The organism is Variovorax sp. 679 (assembly GCF_003952185.1).
Classification (GTDB): domain Bacteria; phylum Pseudomonadota; class Gammaproteobacteria; order Burkholderiales; family Burkholderiaceae_C; genus Variovorax.
In genome coordinates this window covers 47,113-64,159 of sequence record NZ_RXFS01000022.1, presented here as the reverse complement: position 1 = coordinate 64,159, position 17,047 = coordinate 47,113, and the positions used below count along the sequence as shown (strand labels likewise).

The 17,047-nt window shown below is 67.5% G+C and carries 19 protein-coding genes; 8 read left to right on the top strand and 11 right to left on the bottom strand.

Annotation, left to right across the window (positions count from 1 at the left end):
• Positions 1-288: 288 nt before the first annotated feature.
• Positions 289-510 carry a hypothetical protein gene (locus tag EJO71_RS33115; RefSeq protein ID WP_125952832.1) on the bottom strand — a complete coding sequence of 74 codons (222 nt, stop codon included), beginning with the start codon at positions 508-510 and terminating at the stop codon, positions 289-291.
• 312 nt (positions 511-822) lie between these two features.
• On the opposite strand from EJO71_RS33115, the gene EJO71_RS33110 reads away from it, so the two are divergent.
• The 4 genes from EJO71_RS33110 (at position 823) to EJO71_RS33095 (ending at position 3,060) form a co-directional block, all read left to right on the top strand.
• Positions 823-1,608 carry a hypothetical protein gene (locus EJO71_RS33110; RefSeq protein ID WP_240651595.1) on the top strand — a complete coding sequence of 262 codons (786 nt, stop codon included), beginning with the start codon at positions 823-825 and terminating at the stop codon, positions 1,606-1,608.
• Between the two features lie 45 nt (positions 1,609-1,653).
• On the top strand, positions 1,654-2,172 hold the full coding sequence (locus EJO71_RS33105; protein ID WP_125952833.1) for an ATP/GTP-binding protein: 519 nt from the start codon (positions 1,654-1,656) through the stop codon (positions 2,170-2,172).
• Positions 2,173-2,226: 54 nt separating this feature from the next.
• Positions 2,227-2,610, top strand: a complete 384-nt coding sequence (locus EJO71_RS33100; RefSeq protein WP_125952834.1) for a roadblock/LC7 domain-containing protein — start codon at positions 2,227-2,229, stop codon at positions 2,608-2,610.
• Between the two features lie 90 nt (positions 2,611-2,700).
• On the top strand, positions 2,701-3,060 hold the full coding sequence (locus tag EJO71_RS33095; RefSeq protein ID WP_093209822.1) for a hypothetical protein: 360 nt from the start codon (positions 2,701-2,703) through the stop codon (positions 3,058-3,060).
• A gap of 6 nt (positions 3,061-3,066) precedes the next feature.
• On the opposite strand, the gene EJO71_RS33090 is transcribed toward EJO71_RS33095, so the two are convergent.
• From EJO71_RS33090 to EJO71_RS33065, 6 genes are read right to left on the bottom strand one after another with little or no spacing between them, the layout of a single operon-like run.
• Positions 3,067-6,840: a PilC/PilY family type IV pilus protein gene (locus tag EJO71_RS33090; protein ID WP_125952835.1), complete on the bottom strand. Its 3,774-nt coding sequence runs from the start codon at positions 6,838-6,840 to the stop codon at positions 3,067-3,069.
• Between the two features lie 5 nt (positions 6,841-6,845).
• Positions 6,846-7,487 carry a hypothetical protein gene (locus EJO71_RS33085; RefSeq protein ID WP_125952836.1) on the bottom strand — a complete coding sequence of 214 codons (642 nt, stop codon included), beginning with the start codon at positions 7,485-7,487 and terminating at the stop codon, positions 6,846-6,848.
• A complete protein-coding gene (locus EJO71_RS33080) occupies positions 7,484-8,668 on the bottom strand; it encodes a PilW family protein (protein ID WP_125952837.1) in 1,185 nt (394 codons plus the stop codon). The genes EJO71_RS33085 and EJO71_RS33080 overlap by 4 nt, the downstream gene beginning before the upstream one ends.
• Positions 8,665-9,093: a prepilin-type N-terminal cleavage/methylation domain-containing protein gene (locus tag EJO71_RS33075; RefSeq protein WP_125952838.1), complete on the bottom strand. Its 429-nt coding sequence runs from the start codon at positions 9,091-9,093 to the stop codon at positions 8,665-8,667. The genes EJO71_RS33080 and EJO71_RS33075 overlap by 4 nt, the downstream gene beginning before the upstream one ends.
• 2 nt (positions 9,094-9,095) lie before the next feature.
• Positions 9,096-9,743 (bottom strand): GspH/FimT family pseudopilin, encoded by a 648-nt coding sequence (locus EJO71_RS33070; protein ID WP_240651596.1) that lies wholly within the window; start codon positions 9,741-9,743, stop codon positions 9,096-9,098.
• Positions 9,695-10,168 (bottom strand): type IV pilin protein, encoded by a 474-nt coding sequence (locus EJO71_RS33065; RefSeq protein ID WP_125952840.1) that lies wholly within the window; start codon positions 10,166-10,168, stop codon positions 9,695-9,697. Before EJO71_RS33065 ends, EJO71_RS33070 begins: the two co-directional genes overlap by 49 nt.
• A 196-nt stretch (positions 10,169-10,364) precedes the next feature.
• On the opposite strand from EJO71_RS33065, the gene EJO71_RS34565 reads away from it, so the two are divergent.
• The 3 genes from EJO71_RS34565 (at position 10,365) to EJO71_RS33055 (ending at position 11,688) form a co-directional block, all read left to right on the top strand.
• Positions 10,365-10,718 (top strand): hypothetical protein, encoded by a 354-nt coding sequence (locus EJO71_RS34565; RefSeq protein ID WP_164546965.1) that lies wholly within the window; start codon positions 10,365-10,367, stop codon positions 10,716-10,718.
• Between the two features lie 128 nt (positions 10,719-10,846).
• A complete protein-coding gene (locus tag EJO71_RS34560) occupies positions 10,847-11,335 on the top strand; it encodes an SEL1-like repeat protein (protein WP_164546966.1) in 489 nt (162 codons plus the stop codon).
• Between the two features lie 74 nt (positions 11,336-11,409).
• Complete coding sequence (locus EJO71_RS33055; protein ID WP_126053806.1) at positions 11,410-11,688, top strand: hypothetical protein; 279 nt, start codon at positions 11,410-11,412, stop codon at positions 11,686-11,688.
• Positions 11,689-11,743: 55 nt separating this feature from the next.
• On the opposite strand, the gene EJO71_RS33050 is transcribed toward EJO71_RS33055, so the two are convergent.
• Both EJO71_RS33050 and EJO71_RS33045 read right to left on the bottom strand, forming a co-directional pair.
• Complete coding sequence (locus tag EJO71_RS33050) at positions 11,744-12,232, bottom strand: pilin (RefSeq protein ID WP_125952843.1); 489 nt, start codon at positions 12,230-12,232, stop codon at positions 11,744-11,746.
• A gap of 259 nt (positions 12,233-12,491) precedes the next feature.
• Positions 12,492-14,690, bottom strand: coding sequence for an ATP-binding protein (locus EJO71_RS33045; RefSeq protein ID WP_125952844.1), 2,199 nt, complete (start codon positions 14,688-14,690; stop codon positions 12,492-12,494).
• 248 nt (positions 14,691-14,938) lie between these two features.
• Between EJO71_RS33045 and EJO71_RS33040 the strand changes: the two genes are divergently transcribed.
• Positions 14,939-15,712, top strand: coding sequence for a response regulator (locus tag EJO71_RS33040; protein ID WP_125952845.1), 774 nt, complete (start codon positions 14,939-14,941; stop codon positions 15,710-15,712).
• 288 nt (positions 15,713-16,000) lie between these two features.
• Here the strand turns inward: EJO71_RS33040 and EJO71_RS33035 are convergent, their stop codons facing one another.
• Entirely contained in the window at positions 16,001-16,582 is a 582-nt protein-coding gene (locus EJO71_RS33035; RefSeq protein WP_125952846.1) for a response regulator, read from the bottom strand.
• A gap of 48 nt (positions 16,583-16,630) precedes the next feature.
• The gene (locus EJO71_RS33030) at positions 16,631-17,023 is read right to left on the bottom strand and encodes a hypothetical protein (RefSeq protein WP_125952847.1); all 393 of its coding nucleotides are present in this window, start codon (positions 17,021-17,023) and stop codon (positions 16,631-16,633) included.
• Between the last annotated feature and the right edge of the window lie 24 nt (positions 17,024-17,047).

The window sequence follows — 17,047 nt, the reverse complement described above, 5'->3', positions numbered from 1 at the left end:
GGGCACGCGCACGCGGATCTTTCTCCTGTCGTCGAGCGGTGTCGTCACAGCGGTGACTTCCGCGAAACCGCCCAGACCCAGGCTGAAGTCCAGCCAGATGTCCTCTTCTTCTCCCTGCACTGCCATCTCTGGTCCTCCCTGGCTTGCGCATGCCGCTGTGTCCGCGCCGTGCTGGGGCGTGGGCAGTGCAGTTGCTCTTGATTAGTCTGTTTTGACTATATGAAAGTCAAATTCGCCATATATGACATCGAGGTAGGAGCAGAAGCGATACGTGAAGAAATGCTCAGGTCACCGGGATGCATGGGCGCCCCCGGCGTCCTCCTGCTCCACCCAGTGCGTCCCGGCGCCGTGGGCCTTGTTGCCGGCCTCCACGGCTGCCTGGAACGCGGCGCGCACCGAAGGCGTGTCGGGCTCCCACAGCCAGTGGCCTTCGACGACGTGTCCGAACAGGCCTGTCTCCTGCAGGCGCCAGCGCAGGCGGATCCATGGTCTCGAGGCTGGCGTGGACATGCCGGCGAGTCTGCGCGGCGATCTGGGAGGCATCTTGAGGGACTCCCGTCGGCTCCTTCGACGACGGCGTGTGGCCGGGCGGCCACAGTCTTCTCCACCGATTCCCGTAGGAGTTAGTCGGGCTTTGTAATCTAGTGTTTTTAATTGCAACGAGTGTTATATTTTTTGCCAGAAACATTCCTCTAACACTTAGGCATTCAATTCGGGGCGGGCCGCAAGGCTTTCCGTGGAGGTCTTGCCGACGGGAGCTCTTGAATTGCAGTTCAAACCGCAAGAAAGCCCCAAATTGGTGCGCTCGATGCCGGTCGCCGAATGGCTACGCCCGAGCCGCCGATGACCACGCAGGCCACCTCGCCACGCGGCCGCCGGCCACTGCTGAGCTTCAGCGTCGAAGGGTTGCCGGCCCGCGACGAACTCCTCTTCAAGTCCCTCGTGCGGTTGCTCGACCACCGCACCCACCAGCACTGGGCCTGGCAGGTCGAGGACGCCGACTTGCGCGTGGTGGGCGACAGGCTCCCGGCGCCGCCAGCCGAAGCGTCCGACCGGCCCGTGCCGCTGCTGACGATCGGCGACACATCCCCGTCGCGCGGGCCTTTCCTGCGCCTGCCGCTGCATGCCGATGCGCTCGAGGCCATGCTCAACCGCCTCGGCGCGATGGTGATCCATGCCCGTGAGCTCGGTCTTGCCGCCTCTCGGGAGCGTGCCGGGCGCGGCGAGGAATACCGCCTGCTGCGCTGGCCCTCGGTCGCGCTGCTCGACACCACCATGCGCATGAAGCTCGCCACGCTGCTCGCGAGCCGGCCGGCTTCGCTGCAGGCGCTGCAGCAGCGCTCGAACGCCAGCGCGCAGGAGTGCGCCGACTTCATCGTGGCCCTCGAACGCGCGGGTTTCGTCGCGAGCATCAGCCCCGGCGGCGCCGGCGCCGGCACCGGCTTCGCGGCCAGCCGCGTGCCCGAATCGATCTGGCCCGACTCGCAGGGCCCGTCCGGCGGGGAGGCACCGGATGCCCCCGCGACGACGCGCCAGGGCGTGCAGCCGGGCCTGCTCGCACGCATCCGCAGCCGCCTCGGATTGTTGTCTTCCGGGCCGAGGGCCTGAGGCGATGCGGCCCTTCGACATGACTTCAACCGAACCCGACTGAGCGTGGAGCACAAGATCCTTTTCACCGGCACCATGGGCGCCGGCAAGACCACCGCCATTGCCGCGGTGAGCGAGATTGCACCGGTCCGCACCGAAGTGCGCAACAGCGACGCCTCGGTCGCCAAGGCCACCACCACCGTCGGCCTGGACTACGGCGAGCTCACGCTCGACAACGGCGAGAAGCTGCGCCTGTACGGCACGCCGGGGCAGATGCGCTTCGACTTCATGTGGCGCATCCTCGCGCGCGGTGCGCTGGGCCTCGTGATCCTCGTCGACAACAGCCGCCCCGATCCGCTGGCCGACCTCGAGGTCTACCTCGACGGCTTCGCCGAGCTCATCGAGAAGACCGCCTGCGTGGTCGCGGTGGGCCGCACCGAAACCCATCCCGAACCGGGCCTCGACGCCTACGCCCAGCGCATGCAGGACAAGGGCGTGCTGTGCCCGGTGCTGCCGGCCAACGTGACCGATCCGCCGCAGGTGGTGCAGCTGCTCGAGCTGCTGCTGATCCAGCTCGAAGCCTGAGCGCCGCACCGCCTCTTTTCCTTTCTCTTCCCTTCTTCGCCGGACTCGAGCCACATGAACATCTCACCCCGCATCAAGGACGCCGCAGAGACCGCCGTGGACACGCTCATGCGCGAGATCAAGGGCGCGAAGGCCGTGGTGATCTCGACCGAGGACGGCATGGAGCTGGCCGCGCGCACCGAGAACACCGCGCAGGTCGCGCGCCTGTCGGCCATCGCGAGTTCGCTGGCCGCGCTCGGCGCAGTGGCCGGAGAGGAGAGCGGCCTCGGCCAATGCGAGAACGTCGCCATAGAAACCGCGCTGGGCCACATCCTGATGCTCCAGGCCCGCCACGACGAGGCCGACCTGATCGTGAGCGTGGTGACGGGCAAGGACGCCGTCATCGGCCAGGTCCTGTACTTCTCCAAGCAGGCGACGCTCGCACTGCAGCGCGCCTGAACGCCCGCGCAGCCTTTCACAAGCGGCCGCCGCTCATCACTCGCCCGGGTGGCGGCCGATTCTCAGGGCGATGCACTACGAAAGACTTCGATGGCAAATATCAAGCAATCCATGGACGAACTGATGACGATCGACGGTGCGCTGTGCGCGGCGCTGGTCGATTCGGGCAGCGGCATGATCCTGGGTCAGATCGGTTCGGGCGTCGACCTCGAAGTGGCCGCCGCGGGCAATACGGAGGTGGTGCGCGCCAAGCACAAGACCATGAACGCGCTCGGCCTGAACGACGTGATCGAGGACATCCTGATCACGCTCGGGCGCCAGTACCACATCATCCGCCCGCTGCAGAAGCACGAGGGCCTGTTCGTCTACCTGGTGCTCGACAAGTCGAAGTCGAACCTCGCGCTGGCGCGGCGCAAGACGCAGGACGTGGGGCAGGCGCTCGCGGTCTGACACGGCCTATTCCACTACCGGCACCTCGCGCCAGTTGAGCAGCCGCAGGCTCAGGCTGGACGACAGCGACACCTTCAGGTTCGTGATCGCGCCGGTGGTGCCACCCACCGACAGCGTGGTGCCGCCATTGGTGCTGCTGGTGAAGCGCAGGTCGGTCACCGCGTACGACTCCGAGATGTAGGCGGCGTTGTTCTCCAACGCCGACTGCCCGGTGCCGAAGTTGATGGCATACACCCGGCTCGTGCCTGAAGGGCTGCAGGCATCGGCCGTGGTGAGCGTGGAGGCGAAGGCCACAACGCCGCCGGTGGTGGTCGTGGCGGTGATCATGCGCCAGGCGATGCCGCTGCTGCTGTCGGTGCCGAGGTCGACGTACCAGCCCATCGAACTGCTGCCCAGCGTCGTGGTGCTGGTCAGGTCGGTCAGCGCGGTCAGGTTGCTGCGCGCAAGCGGAAAGCTCACTCCCGAAGGCAGCGAGGAAGAAGTGTTGAAGGCCGAGGCCGTGCCGTCGAGCAGCGCGTAGAAGTCCTGCGCCGCCGTGGAGCTCACGTCGCTGGACGACAGCAGCTGGCCGGTGCCCAGCAGAACGTAGCGTTTCTTCGTGGTCGGATGCACCTCGACCAGCGGCTGCGTGGTGACGGGCTGGGCGTTGCCGCTCGCATCCGTGAGCTTGGCCATCAGCAGCGGCGAGCTGTAGGTCGAAGTGCCGGTGACGTCGAAGCGCCAGACCTGTCCGTTGAGGTCGCCGGCGTAGATGGCGTCCGCCGTGCCGTCGGTGAAGTCGCGCACGTAGGCGGTGGCATGCGTGAGACCGGCGGCGGTGCTCCCGGTCTTGACCTTTTCCAGCAGCGCGCCGGTCTTCGGGTTGACGAAGTAGATGTAGCCGTAGCCGTCGGTGTTGTTGTAGCCCGAGGTCAGCACCACCACCCAGCCGTACTTGGCGGTCTTCGCCACCACGGGCTCGCCGTAGCTGTAGCCCATGGTCGAGTCGGTGAACTCCCACAGCACCTTGCCCGCGACCACCGATTCGGAGGTCATGCCCGCCGGGTTGGTGACGTCGATCGCGTAGAAGCTCTTGCCGCCCTTGCCGAGGCCGCCGATGAGAATGGTGCGCCAGTCGGAGGTGGCGGTCGAAGTGGTGGTGAGCGAGCCGCCCGCGTAGTTGAAGTCGACGTCGAAGCTCAGCGGCGTCGCGTCGACGTAGTAGTGGTGGGTGTAGCTCGGGTTGCCCAGCGCGGTGAGGCCGTCGGAGGCCGATGTGTTGGGCGTGCCGCTCGGTCCCTGGAAGAGCGCGCTCGGCACGTAGGCGAAGATCTCGGTGCCGGCATCGGTACCCGACAGCGAGCCGTTGAATGCGTGCAGCATGCCGTCGTTCGCGCCCGTGAAGACCATCGTCGGCCGGCTCGACCAGGTGCTCTTGAAGGCCGCGTAACCGGGGTTGATCGAGTCCGAGTAGGTGAGGCTCGGCACTCCCACCGCAGTCACCTTGGAGCCCACGATGTCGCCCAGCAGCACCGAGCGTGCCCGGTAGGCCTGGCTGCTGCCGCTGGTGGTGGAGCCCGACTCCTGCGTCTGGTCGCCGCGCAGGTAGTTCAGGTAGTCCGACCCGTCGCTGCCGCGGTAGGACGTGACCAGCGCCGCCTTCTGGCTGGTCGTGAGGCTCGCGTAGCGGAAGGGCTGGCCGCTGCTGCCGTCCCAGGTCGCCACGCGGCGCGAGGTGCTCCAGCCGGTGCTGGCAAGCTGGGTGGCCAGCTTGGCGGTGGAGGTCCACATCACGGTCGAGGTGGTGCTCAGGTCCGTGCCGATGGTCACGCTGCTGGCGGTCAGTACGCCGCTCCAGGTCTTGGAGGCGTACTGTGCGGCATACGAGGCGCTGCCCGAATCGCTCACCTGCGCGGACGACAGCGCGAGCGACGTGGTGTAGGCGCTGACGGCGGTGGCGATGGCGGAGAAGGCCTTGGTCAGGCCCGAGACCATCTGGCTCGCATTGCCGGCCAGGAAGTAGTTGTCCGGCCGGTACTCGGTGGCGGTTCCCATCGTGATGGTCTCGCTGCTGCTGTTCCACCAGCTCTGCGTGAGCGCGGTGCTGGTCTGGCTTGGGTCGTAGCCCGAGGGGACCGTGAAGCCGCCGTACTTGGCCGCGAGCCAGTAGGGGTTCTTGTCGGCCGCCGTCTGGTACTCCATCACGTCCATCCAGTAGGTCGAGATGGTCTGCGTGCCCGTCAGGTCGGAGCGGATGTCGTTGGTGTGCGCGCCGTAGGCCAGCCCGGCCATGTAGTAGGTGGCGTAGGAGCTGTTCCACCACGCGTCGACCTTGGAACTCAGGCCTTCGAGCGTGAGCAGGTTGTTGGTGTACGTGCGCGCCAGGTTGAGCGTGTCGCTGCTCACTTCCGAGGGCTTCGTGCGCGTGTTGCTCAGCGTGCCGCCGCCCACGTTGTAGTCGTAGTGCGTGTTGGTGTCGCCGATGCCCAGGATGAAGTTCTTCTGGCACGCGTACAGCACCGGGTCGGTCCAGGTGGTGACGGCCGGGAAGCCGTCGAGCAGCGTGGTGCGCGTGCTGGAAGAAGAGGTGGTGGCCGGCGTGATGTAGCTGGTCCACGTCGACACGTTGCCCAGGTTCTCGAAGTAGCGCACCGCGGCGTAGTAGAGCTCGCTGACGTTGTCGTAGGTCATGTACGACGAGGAGGCGGTGCCGAACTTGTTGAGGTAGTTCATCACGCCGCTGTTGCTGATGGTCACGCCGCTGGTGCTGGTGGTCGCCGTGGCGGTTGCGCTGTCGGGGTTCGTCACCATGATGCCGGTGGTCGAGCTCCACTCGGCCTTGCTGTTGGTGGTGACGGTGGTCGACAGCGGCGTGGGGTAGGTCGGGCCGATGTAGCCCATCGGCGCGCGCAGCACGGCGCCCTGGTTGGTGGCGCCGCTGCCGTTCAGGTAGGAGAAGGCGCTGTAGCGGATCTTGTTGGCGTAGCTCTGCATCAGCCCTTCGGGCTTGTACTGGCCGTTCGGATACAGCACGCAATTGGACTCCACGCCGCCCGAGGAACTGCCCGAGTCGCAGACCAGCACGCGGATGTACACGCGGTAGGTGCTGGCCGCATTGTTCGACGACGAGGCGCTCACCCAGTCGGTGCCGCTCACGCTGGTGTTGCTGTAGCTGCTGCCGGTGCCCGAGAACACCATGGTGTTGCCGCGCTTCCAGATGCTGGTGTTGAACGAGGTCCAGCTCAGAGGCGTCACCGACGAGATCAGCGAGGACGCGATGTTGTGGCCGGTGGAGGTCGCCTGGCTGGTGCCACGCAACGGGAAGTTGGTCTGCGAGCCCTGGCTCGATCCCCAGGCCTTCTCCAGGATGGTCTGGCTGGTGGTGTCGACGCTGCGGTAGCCGCCCGTGAGCGCCCAGCGGAACGGGTCGATGGTCTGCATCGTGGCCCAGTTCATGAAGTTGCCGCTCCACTTGCCCGAACACGTGTGGTAGTTGGTGCCTGTCGCAAGGCCCGCGGGCTGGAAGTAGCTGCTCGCCGGCGTGGTGGAGTTCAGCACGTAGGTGTAGCACTTCAGCGGATCGAAGTAGCCGAGGTAGGTCGAACTGTCGGCGTAGTTGCCGAGGTTGGCCACGCTGATGGCGGTCGGGTATTCGACCGACAGCGTGAGCGCCAGGTTGCCCGGAACGTCCGCGCTGGCGAAGACCGGCTGGTCGGCCAGTGTCACGGCGGTGGAGGCGGACGAGCCCAGCAGCAGAGCGGCGGCGGCCAGCGCGAGGGAAACGAGACGGGATCGATTCATCGGAGTCACTCCGGCCGGGTGAACGAAGTCTGGAGAAACACCTGCGTCGAGCGCACGCCGGTGACGCGCACGCTGAGCCGGTAGACGGGCGAGATGGTCGAGGCCGGCCGCTGGCTCGCCGGCAACTGGCTGCTGCCGCCGGTGACGTTGCTGCTCGACGGCGCATAGACACAGCTGCTGGTGGTCGCCGTGCCGGCGGCGCGGCAGAGGCGGTCGATGACGTAGCGGATCGTGATGTCCGAGGTCGCGCCCGCCAGGTCCGACGCGGTCGGGCTGAAGGTGGCGCCGGTGAAGTCGGTGCCGCTGGGCGAACTGCTGCTGGACAGCAGCACGAGCGGAATGCCCTGGTCGTTGGCTGTCAGCTCGACCGCGCTGTAGTTGGCCGAGGGAATGCTGGCCGCCGAGAGCGCGGCCGTCTTCAGCACGCCGCTCTTGAAGGCCGTGAGCACATTGGAAGCCGCCTGCTCCCCCTGGCTGGAGAGATCGCGCCGGAACACAAGGTTGCCGGCGCTCGCGAGAGAGGTGTGCGTGGAACGCATCACGGCCACGCCGCCGATCAGCAGGATGACCAGCACGATCAGGCAGAACAGCAGCACGACGCCGCGCTGGCGCCGGCCGCGCGGAATGCGGAAAGAAACAGTTGTCATGACGTGGGCAGAAGCAACACGTTGCGAAGAGGAATCGTCGATTCGACGACGCGATGGCGGAAGTGCTGCTCGCTGGTGCTGAAGCTGATCGTCTGCTGCAGCGAGGTGGAGAGGTCACTGAAAAGCGTGAGCGAGGCCGGCGAGGGCAGCTCGCCGTTGTCGTTCGCCCGCTCGGGGTTCGCGCTGCGCAACACCAGCGCGATGCGGATGGCCACCACCTGCCGCGCGGTGGCCGGCGTGGCCATCATGGTGGCGATGTCGTAGCCCGTGGCCCCCGGGTCGACCCAGGTGTCGAGCACGCCGTCGGAGTTGGTATCGAGCCCGTACAGCGCGTGCATCTCGGACACGCCGTCGGCCACGGCCTGCGATGCGTCGGTGCCGTTGGCCATCAGCAGGTCGTAGCTGTAGAGCGTGTTGTTGCTGCCCACGCCGAACATCTGGAACTGCGTGTTGCCCGCGCTCACGTTGCCCAGCGGCGTGAAGTAGGCGCTGCCGCTGGCCGCCAGCGTGGAGAGGCTTGTCGACGCGCCCGATGCCGTGTAGTAGGTGCTGCCCAGCGGCAGCGCGTCGTTGCCGCTGCTGTCGGCGAAGGCGGTGCTGGCGTGCACCTGTTCCAGCAGGCAGTCGGTGGTGCCGCTCGCGCTCACCAGCCCGAGGTCGCCTTCGGCCAGGCCCACGGTGCTGTCCAGGCGCAGGATGCTGGTCGACTTGCCGCTCGAGAGGATGAGCCGGGGCACGTCGCCCGCCGCGGCAGTGCCGCCCATCACCACCAGCACGTCGGAGCCGGCGTCGGACTGGCTCTTGCCGATCAGCACCGGAGCCACGCGCAGGTTGGCGCTGCCGCTCGCGCCACCGAGGAAGGCGGTGGCGAAGGGAGCGGGAAAGGCCGAGCTGCGCGGCAGGCTGGGCGTGCCCGGCAGCGTCGCGTTCAGCAGGCAGCCGAAGGCGCCCGCAAGGGTCCACGACTGCGTGAAGCCGGAGCCGGCGGTACGCACCGCGCGATCGAGCACGTAGGCCGCATAGGCGCCGGTCTGTCCCATGTCGTTGGTGGCGGTGGTGGAGCGCTTGCTCGATTCGCCGAAGATCAGCAGGCTGGTCACCGCCAGGGTCACCAGCAGGCCGATGATGACGGCAACCATCAGCTCGATCAGCGTGACGCCTTGCTGACGCAGGCGCTTCATGGCAGCACCACCCGCGTGACGAGCTGGCTGGCGGCATTGGCCGCGGTGGATTCGCGTGTCACCGCGCGCCAGGCGATCACGATGTCCGCCGCGTTGGCCGTGCCTGAGCTGTTGGTGGCGCCCGAGACGGCGGTGACCGTCAGCGTGGCATTGGGCAGGCCGCCGTTGGTCATGTCCTTCACGCGCGTCTGCCACGCGGTGGTGTCGACCGAGATGGAGTTCTTCAGCCACATCGTGCTGGCGATCTCGTTGGCGAGCAGCGCGGCGCGGTTGCGGTCCTCGGCGTCGATAGAGATCGTGAGCGAACGCGCCAGCATCCCCGCCATGCCGAGCAGGCCGAAGGAGAAGATCAGCAGAGAGACGAGCACTTCGATCATCGCGAAGCCCGACGAAGGCGCGCGGCGGTTTGGGCCTGGAGTCTTCATGCTCAGCTCGGGCAGCCGTCGGGCGCGCTCGACGAAAGCGTCTTGGCCGGATCGCACATGTGCACATGTCCGCCCAGGCTCACGAGCACGCGCAGCGGGCGGTCGGCCGAAGTCATCGTGACGTTGTAGGTGGGCGTCGAGCTCAGGCTGCAGGTCGCGCCCGTGACGCCGGTGCTGCTGTTGGCAGCCAGCCGGCCCAGCGGGCTGAAGCAGATGGCGGCCGGCCCGCTGATGCTCACGCCGGTGCCGGCGACGGTCAGCACGCCCGCTTCGACGAAAGTGGCGACGCCGGAGGTGTCGAGCGTGGAAGAGGCCACGAAGTTGATCGACCAGTTGCTGCCGTTGGCCACGGCCGTCAGGCTGGTCTTGGGGGCCGTGTCGTTGGTCAGCGAGAACACGGCCGTGCGGCTGCGGCGAACCGCCTCGGCCTGCGCCTGCCGCAGGCCGTTCTGCAGCGTGTCGCTCACCGTGCGAACACGGGTGTTGGCGATCCACGCGAGGAGCGTCGGCATTGCGAGCGCAATGAGGACGGCCATCACGACCAGTGTCACGGAGAGTTCCACCAGAGTGAAACCCGCGAGCGGCGCGGCACGCCGGACCATCAGCAGGCTCCCCGCTTCGTCACCCAGTCGCTGCTGCAGGTCGTCCACCCCGTGGGCACGCCGACCGTCGCGCGGTTGTTCGATTGGTCGACGGTGAAGATGAAGCCCGCGGTGGTGCCGCTGCCCGTGGCCACCAGCGTGTAGCCGGTGGCCGTTACCGCGCCGTACGTGCCGTCGCACGACAGCGTGAAGGTGCCGACCATGCGCAGGGTGGAAGAGACCAGGCACGGCGAGGTGTAGCTGCCGGTGGACAGGTAGGTGCGGTTGTCCTGGAAGTAGCGCTCCATGTTCGCGCGCATCGTCGACAGGCCGCTGGTCGCATCGACGATGCGACCGCGCAGCACGTAGTCGCGATACGAGGGATACGCGATGCCCGCGAGGATCGCGACGATGGCCACGGTCACCATCAGTTCGATCAGCGTGAAGCCGCGTTCACGCGGCTGGCGTTCGTGTGGCTTCTGCAGCCGCTTCATGGTGTTTCTTCTCCTCTTGTGTGGGAAGCAATCCGATGCTTCCAGGGCACCGAGTCGACCATGCAATCTGGGAAGAATCTGGCTGATGCGTTGTGGTTTGTGTACGCGTGGGCGCAGCCGAATCCGAGGTTTCTCCGACTTTGTCGCCGAGCATTCATGCCGCATCGGGCATGCCGATGCTCAGGAGAAGCGATCGATGCAAAAGAAGATATGGCCGCCCCTTTTTGCTGGCACGCATTTCGCCTGCATCGGGTTCAACGATGTTCAGGAGATGCGAGCAATGAGAAAGAAGATGCGGCCAGCCATCGTGCTGGCATGCATGGTCGGTCTGGCGTCGGCTGCGTACGCAGCGACGGCAACCACGGATGGTGGCGGTGCCGCTCTGGACGCCGCGCTGAAGACTTGTGCTGCCAGCGTGGCAAAGGATTCGAACGGCGGCCCCGACCAGACCGCGATGAGCGCATGCATGACCAGGGCGGGCTTCGCGAAGCCGTCGCAGGATGGAGAGCACAGGCCACCACCGCCCGCCGGCGCTGCACCTCGCAAATGAAGGTGCAGAAACCGCTGCCGCGAAGCGACCGGCGAAACGAAGCGCAGCGGCAAAGGCCGCCTGCAGGAGCCATCCGGAAGGCGATGAAGCACGCGGGCCCGGTGGATGCGGATGGAGATGCCTTGCCCATGACCGAGCCCCGACCGAGGGTCGACGCGATCAGCCTCGAAGCCGCCATCGCCGTGACCGGCATCAGCAAGCGCACGTTGTGGCGACGTGTGTCCGACGGGACCATCGCCAAGCACAAGGAGGATTCGCGGGGCAGGGCGATGCTCGCCCTTGCGCAGGTTGCCGGCCTGATCGATCTCCCGTTGACCGATGAGGACCTGAGCCTGATCGTGAAGGCTGACGGCGGCGATGCGGAAACGCAGGCCGATGCCGGCGCGATGTTCTTCCTTGCGGGCCGCTTCGAAGCGGCCGTCTATTGGTTCGATCTCGCGGCCTCGCAAAGCAATGCCGACGCCATGCAGTGGCTCGGGAACTGCCATGCATCAGGCCTGGGCGTGCCGAAGGACGACAGCCTTGCGATCATGTGGATCGCGAAGGCGGCTTCGCTGGGGCATTCGGTGGCTTGTCGCCAGATCCAGGGCATGAGGGCTGGGCGTGGCGAGTCGTAGTCATGCGTTCGCCTGCGTGGTTTTCCCTTTCTGCACTTGTACTCACGGCGCTGGCAGGCTGCCGAGGCTCGCACATGCGCGGCGACGAGCCGGCCGACTTCGGTGCGGATGTCACGGTGCGCAGCTTGATCGTCGCGCAACAGAAGTGCAAGGCGGCGGGAGTGCCGGATCTCTACGAGTGCGCCGAAGCGCCGCTGTCGCCGACAGGTGAGCGACTGGCGGCTCGCGCGGCGCTCGACATGTATCGGATCTTCCAGCAAGGCTGTCTCGATACCGCGGGTGCGGGGCAGTGTGAGGCGCTGATGGAGACCGCATACCGCAAGGCCAATGCGAAACAGACCTCGTCGCCTTGATGCAGACGAAAAAAAAGCCGCCAGAAGGCGGCTTGCGCTGGGTAGTGCGGCTGAATCAGGTGCCGTTGGGGCAGCCCGCGGGTGCGTACTTCGAGTCGGCCGTGGTCTTGCAGGTCCAGCTGCCTTCAGCGGTGCGAGTCCAGGTGATCGTGAAGGGCGTCGCTTTCAGAATCGCGGCCGCCTGGCCAGCGAAGGTGCCTGCAATGGTGCCGGTGGTAGTCAGAGCGACGGTGTTCGTGGTGGAGGTGCCGAGCGACGTGCCAGCCGTCGAGGTCAGGGGCGAGGTCAGGCTCAAGATCCCGGAGCTGGTGGCTCCGAGGTCGCAATCACCCACGACAGTCTTTCCATTGTTCAGGCAGTCTTCATAGGCCGTCTTCAAGGCGCCGGTTTCGCCCATGGCCCGGGACACTTGAGACTTGGCGATGTAGGTCTGGTACTGCGGAATCGCAATGGCAGCCAGGATACCGATGATCGCCACGACGATCATCAACTCGATGAGGGTGAAACCCTTTTGCACGTTGCGTGCGAAGGAACGACGGTTCATTGTGAAACTCCTGCGGTTGAAAAAGTGCGCCCGGAAAGATCGCCGGGACGTGCTTCTTTCTGCAGTCCGCATGCCACCCGCGCTGTGGCGGTTCATGCGTGTTCCAGCAGGTGTTTCAGGAGGTAAAGGCGCTGGCACATTCGTGCCGCTTCGTCATGACGCGCAGCCGCGCGTGCCATGGCATTTCGCCGGTGGTGTCATCGAGCGCGCGGCGGCGTGGGCACCGCCGCTCATCGACTCGCGCGTGTGCGTGCGTCGTTCAGTGCGCGGCTGCAAGCCGCTGCGCCTCGAGCGCCAACGGCACCCGAACCTGCGCGATGAGTCCGTGCGGCCCCGACTTCAGCACCACGTCGCCGCCATGCGCGCGCGCGATGGAGCGACACACGGCCAGGCCGAGGCCGCTGCCTGCCGCGCGCGAGGAGCGGGCCTGCTCGGTGCGATAGAAAGGCTTGAACACCTGCTCCAGTTCGGAGGCTGGCAGGCCCGGCCCGCGGTCGCCGATCTCGACGACGGCGTCGGGGCCGTCGGTGAAGAGCCGCACGCGCGCCTGGTGGCCGTACTTGACGGCGTTCTCCATCAGGTTGTCGAACACGCGCCGCATGCCGATCACGTCGACCTCCACCGGCGCATGCTCGATGCGCCGCAGCTTCACGTCCTTGCCGACGAAGGCCGCCTGCTCGACCACGTCTTCCACGAGGCTCGCGAGGTCCATGCGCTCGCGAGCGGTGACCACCGAGGCGTCGCGGATGAAGCTGAGCACGGAGCCGATCATCAGCTCCATCTCCTGCACGTCCTCGAGCATGCCGGCGCGCACGTCGTCGGGCACGTCCTCGATGCGGAAGCGCAGCCGCGTGAGGGGCGTGCGCAGGTCGTGGCTGATGGCGCCGATCATCACCGTGCGGTCGTCGACGAAGCTGCGCAGCCGCGCCTGCATTCGGTTGAAGGCCTGTGCGGCACGGCCTATCTCGGCCGGGCCCTCCAGCGCGAGCACCGGTGCGGCAGGGTCGCGGCCGAGCTGGTCGGCCGCGCGCGCGAAGCCGGCAATGGGCCGTACCAAGCGGCGCGAGAACAGCCAGCCCGCGGGCGCGACGATGGCCGCCGCGATCAGGAACCACAGCAGCACGCGGCGCTGCCAGGCATTGGGAAAGGACTCGGGCGCGGGCTGCACCACGACCCAGCTGCCCTCGGGGGTGTACACGGCCGCGATGAAGTCGCCTTCGACGAAGGGCGCGGGCGCGAGGCCGAAGAGGCCGCGTGCTGCGGGGCGAACGGTGTCGGCAGTCTCGGTGGCTGAAGCGTCGGTGTTGGCGGGGGTGCGCGGCGGTCCGGCAATGACGGCTGGTGGCGGTGCCGTGCTCGCCGGCGGGGCGGTGCCGGACGGAGCAGGGCGTGCGACGGATTCGGAGCGTGGCACTGGCGGAGTCGACGGAGGCGCCTCTGCCTTGACCGGAGCCTCGCGCGGCAGCGGGTTCTCGACGACCGGCGGCAGGCTTCGCATGGTGGTTCCCGGCTGCATCGATGGCGCAGTGGGCTGGCCGCGGGCCATGCCCGGCGGTGCCATCGATGATGGCGGGGCCGTGTCGGGCGCTCTTGGCGCAATCGCCGTGGCGGGTGGAGGCGATTGCGATGGCGGCGTGCCCGTCGGGCCCGTGACGCCGGATGGAGGTGCTGTCGTCGTGCTGCCCGGGGCGCTTGCGGCCGGGGGTGCGGAGCCGGGTTCGGATGCAGTGGCCGGCGTGGATGACCGGGACGACGTCGATGGCCCGCTCGCCGGGTCCGTGGACGGCGTGCTGCCGTGTGGTGGCTGGCTCGTCGTGCCGGTGGGCGACGACGGTTGTTGCTGCGATGAAGTCGGAGGCGACGGCGGGGCACCTGTCATGCCGTCCCTCGGTCCCCTGTCGGTGCCGAAGCTGCCGCCGGGCCCGCCGAAGCCGCCCGGAAATCCCATGCCTCCTGGGCCTCCCGGTCCTCCACCGCCTCCACCGCCCGGTGGCCCTCCCCGGGCCTGCACCCGCAGGAAGCCGCTCTGGGAGGCCGCACTCGCGATGCCATGCGACGCATCGTGCCCGTTGTTCGTGGCCGCCACGGGGCCCGTCGTGCCGGCAAAGGGCAGGGGAGTGAAGAAGTAGAGCCGCACCTCGGCCTCGTCCCGGGTCAGCAGCTGTGCGAGATCGCGCCGCGAGCGCTCGGATGTCAGCCAGCCTTGCCCCTTGGGCTGGGGCGCCTTCGCCTGAAGCGTGCGTTGCAGCAGTTGTGCGTTGCGGCCTTCGGCGTTGCGGCCCGAGAGCACGCGCGCGATGTCGCCCAGCTCCCACTGACGCTGGGGCTGGGGCGGGAGCAGCACGGTCAGCGCCAGCGTCACGATCTGCGCGACCACCAGCCCGCCCAGCAGCAGGCCCATGATCTGCCACGCGAGCGGCGGGCCCAGCCAGCGGCGCGCGGTACCTTGGGTTTTCATGGGGCCATGCTGGCACGGACGGCAGGTGATGTCACGCCGGCGTGGCTCGATCTTTGCATTCCCATCTTTTTTCTCCCAAGTCAGCGCGCTTGCGCAGGGCGAGGGCATGCGCAAACGTTCGAGCGCGCGAGTCTGTGCAGCGGATGTTGCTGCCGGATTTCACCGCATTGCAATTCATTGCAGCGCCCGGAGTGCTTCGGGCGGGGGCGATGCGCGGCCTATGATGCGCCCATCCGATCCGCCGTAACGTGAACCTGTCAACCCGTATCCTCATCGTCGACGACGACGCCGGCATCCGCAGCCTGGTGGCGTCCTTCCTGGAGAAGCACGGCTTCCAGGTCGACGCGGCCGGCCATCCGGCGGAAATGCGCGAACGCCTCGCGCAGGCCGAGTACGCGCTGATCGTGCTCGACGTGATGATGCCCGGCGAGGACGGCCTGAGCGCGCTGCGCGAGCTGCAGCGCATCGGCGGGCCGCCCGTCATCATGCTGTCGGCCGTAGGCACGGACATCGACCGCATCGTGGGCCTGGAGATCGGCGCGGAAGACTACCTCGCCAAGCCCTGCAATCCGCGCGAGCTGCTGGCGCGCATCCGCACCGTGCTGCGCCGCACCTCGCATGGGGCCGGCGCCGCAGGGAAGCCGGCGCAACCGCAGCCCGGAGCGGCCACGCACGACGCGCAGCAACAGCAGCCTTCGGTGCTGTACTTCGCGGGTTGGCGCTTGGACATCGAAACCCGGCTGCTGCACGACCCGCGGGAGCGGCCGGTGGAGCTGTCCGATGGCGAATTCCGCCTGCTGCGCGCGTTGGTGCAGCATCCGAGGCGGGTGCTCACGCGCGACCAGCTCGTGCAGTACGCGCTGGGCGCCGAGAGTGATTCGTACGACCGCGCCATCGACGTGCAGATCAGCCGCCTGCGCCGCAAGCTGGCTTCCGGCGAGACACGCGCCGACCTGATCCGCACCGTGCGCAACGAGGGCTACATGTTCGTGCCCGCGGTCACTCGCACGCGCGAGGCCTGAGGGTTTCCTGCAGCCAGGCATGGTCCCGTTCGCGGGAGGGTGCCAGCAACACGATGAAATTCGCAGGAAATGCGAAGCCCTCAATCTCGGGGCATCGCATTCAACACTACCCCTACCGATCCATGACATCGTTCGACTGGCTGTGGGATTGGCGCACCCTGATCGCGCTGGCCGTCTGCGACACCGTGCTGCTGGCGATGTTCCTGGCCTGGGACGCCCGGCGCATCGCGTTCCTTGCCCGGCGGTGCGTCGCGGCACATGAGTCGCCCGGGGCGCAGCGCTGCCGCTTCAGTCCCGAAGACTGTGGCGCATTTCCCCGGGAGTCGCCCGGGTCCGGGACCTGAGCTCGAGCTTGCGGCAGTCGCCGAAGTCGCTTTCTCCCTGGGGGCCGGCGGCGGCGCGGTCCGGCATTGCAAGCATTTCGGAGAGCATGGACAGCAGATGGCCTGCCGCCCGCGGGTCCAGCACGGTGCCTATTGCAAGGGCACGCAATGAATGGGCGATCTCGGCGTCTGCCGCATCGCTGAGCAGACAGCCCGTCGCGCCCGACGCGAACGCGGACATCACGATGTCCCGCTCGTCCGTGTCCGACAGCGCGATGACCTGGGCGCGCGGCAGCTGCGCGCACACGTCGGCGATCAGCGCCACGCCGTCGCCGGGCGGATAGAGCTGCATGTCGACGAACACGAGATCGAAGGGCAGGGCGGCCAGCATCGCGTCGGCTTCCTCGCGCGCGGATACGAGCACAACGCGCCGCCCTGGGGCGAGGTGCTCCAGGATGCGCTTCATGCGGCTCGCGACGCCTGGATCGCTTTCCACCACGAGGGCGCCGAAGAAGAGCTGTGGCCGGTGGCGTCTGGGATCGAACATGGGTGTGCTTTCCGGGGCGTGATGCCGCAGGCGACGCGGGCGTCCCGTCTAGGGCGCCGTCTTCGGATGCCCGATGCGGCCCGGCTTGTGCCTGCAGCTGCCGCTGCGCAGGCCGGTGGCAGCCGTGCCGCTGTCGGTGGTGCCGATCGGTGCAAGGGTCGACTGGCTGTAGTTGCCGGCTTCGCGCTCCGTGCACCTGTCGCTGCCTGCCATGAAGACACCGAACGCCAGCGCGCCGAAGGCGAGAAGGCCCGCGAGGAGCGGCAGCCAGAGGGACTTGTCGCGCGGCGGAGCGGCGACGAGGACGGGCTGCGTCCTGTTCCATCGGGCGTGTACGGCGAGCTCCGGGGCATGTCCGTCCGCGTGGGCCAGCACCGGCAGGCTGTGGAGTCGGAACGCGCGCGATGCGCTTCGTGTGTTGCGATGCCAGATGCTGTTCATGACCGGTATCGTGAACTTCAAAGG

Bases quoted from the DNA above. Each gene is read 5' to 3' on its own strand.
- EJO71_RS33115 (WP_125952832.1), bottom strand. From the start codon at position 510: ATGTCCACGCCAGCCTCGAGACCATGGATCCGCCTGCGCTGGCGCCTG.
- EJO71_RS33110 (WP_240651595.1), top strand. From the start codon at position 823: ATGGCTACGCCCGAGCCGCCGATGACCACGCAGGCCACCTCGCCACGC.
- EJO71_RS33100 (WP_125952834.1), top strand. From the start codon at position 2,227: ATGAACATCTCACCCCGCATCAAGGACGCCGCAGAGACCGCCGTGGAC.
- EJO71_RS33095 (WP_093209822.1), top strand. From the start codon at position 2,701: ATGGCAAATATCAAGCAATCCATGGACGAACTGATGACGATCGACGGT.
- EJO71_RS33090 (WP_125952835.1), bottom strand. From the start codon at position 6,840: ATGAATCGATCCCGTCTCGTTTCCCTCGCGCTGGCCGCCGCCGCTCTG.
- EJO71_RS33085 (WP_125952836.1), bottom strand. From the start codon at position 7,487: ATGACAACTGTTTCTTTCCGCATTCCGCGCGGCCGGCGCCAGCGCGGC.
- EJO71_RS33080 (WP_125952837.1), bottom strand. From the start codon at position 8,668: ATGAAGCGCCTGCGTCAGCAAGGCGTCACGCTGATCGAGCTGATGGTT.
- EJO71_RS33075 (WP_125952838.1), bottom strand. From the start codon at position 9,093: ATGAAGACTCCAGGCCCAAACCGCCGCGCGCCTTCGTCGGGCTTCGCG.
- EJO71_RS33065 (WP_125952840.1), bottom strand. From the start codon at position 10,168: ATGAAGCGGCTGCAGAAGCCACACGAACGCCAGCCGCGTGAACGCGGC.
- EJO71_RS34565 (WP_164546965.1), top strand. From the start codon at position 10,365: ATGCAAAAGAAGATATGGCCGCCCCTTTTTGCTGGCACGCATTTCGCC.
- EJO71_RS34560 (WP_164546966.1), top strand. From the start codon at position 10,847: ATGACCGAGCCCCGACCGAGGGTCGACGCGATCAGCCTCGAAGCCGCC.
- EJO71_RS33055 (WP_126053806.1), top strand. From the start codon at position 11,410: ATGCGCGGCGACGAGCCGGCCGACTTCGGTGCGGATGTCACGGTGCGC.
- EJO71_RS33050 (WP_125952843.1), bottom strand. From the start codon at position 12,232: ATGAACCGTCGTTCCTTCGCACGCAACGTGCAAAAGGGTTTCACCCTC.
- EJO71_RS33045 (WP_125952844.1), bottom strand. From the start codon at position 14,690: ATGAAAACCCAAGGTACCGCGCGCCGCTGGCTGGGCCCGCCGCTCGCG.
- EJO71_RS33035 (WP_125952846.1), bottom strand. From the start codon at position 16,582: ATGTTCGATCCCAGACGCCACCGGCCACAGCTCTTCTTCGGCGCCCTC.
- EJO71_RS33030 (WP_125952847.1), bottom strand. From the start codon at position 17,023: ATGAACAGCATCTGGCATCGCAACACACGAAGCGCATCGCGCGCGTTC.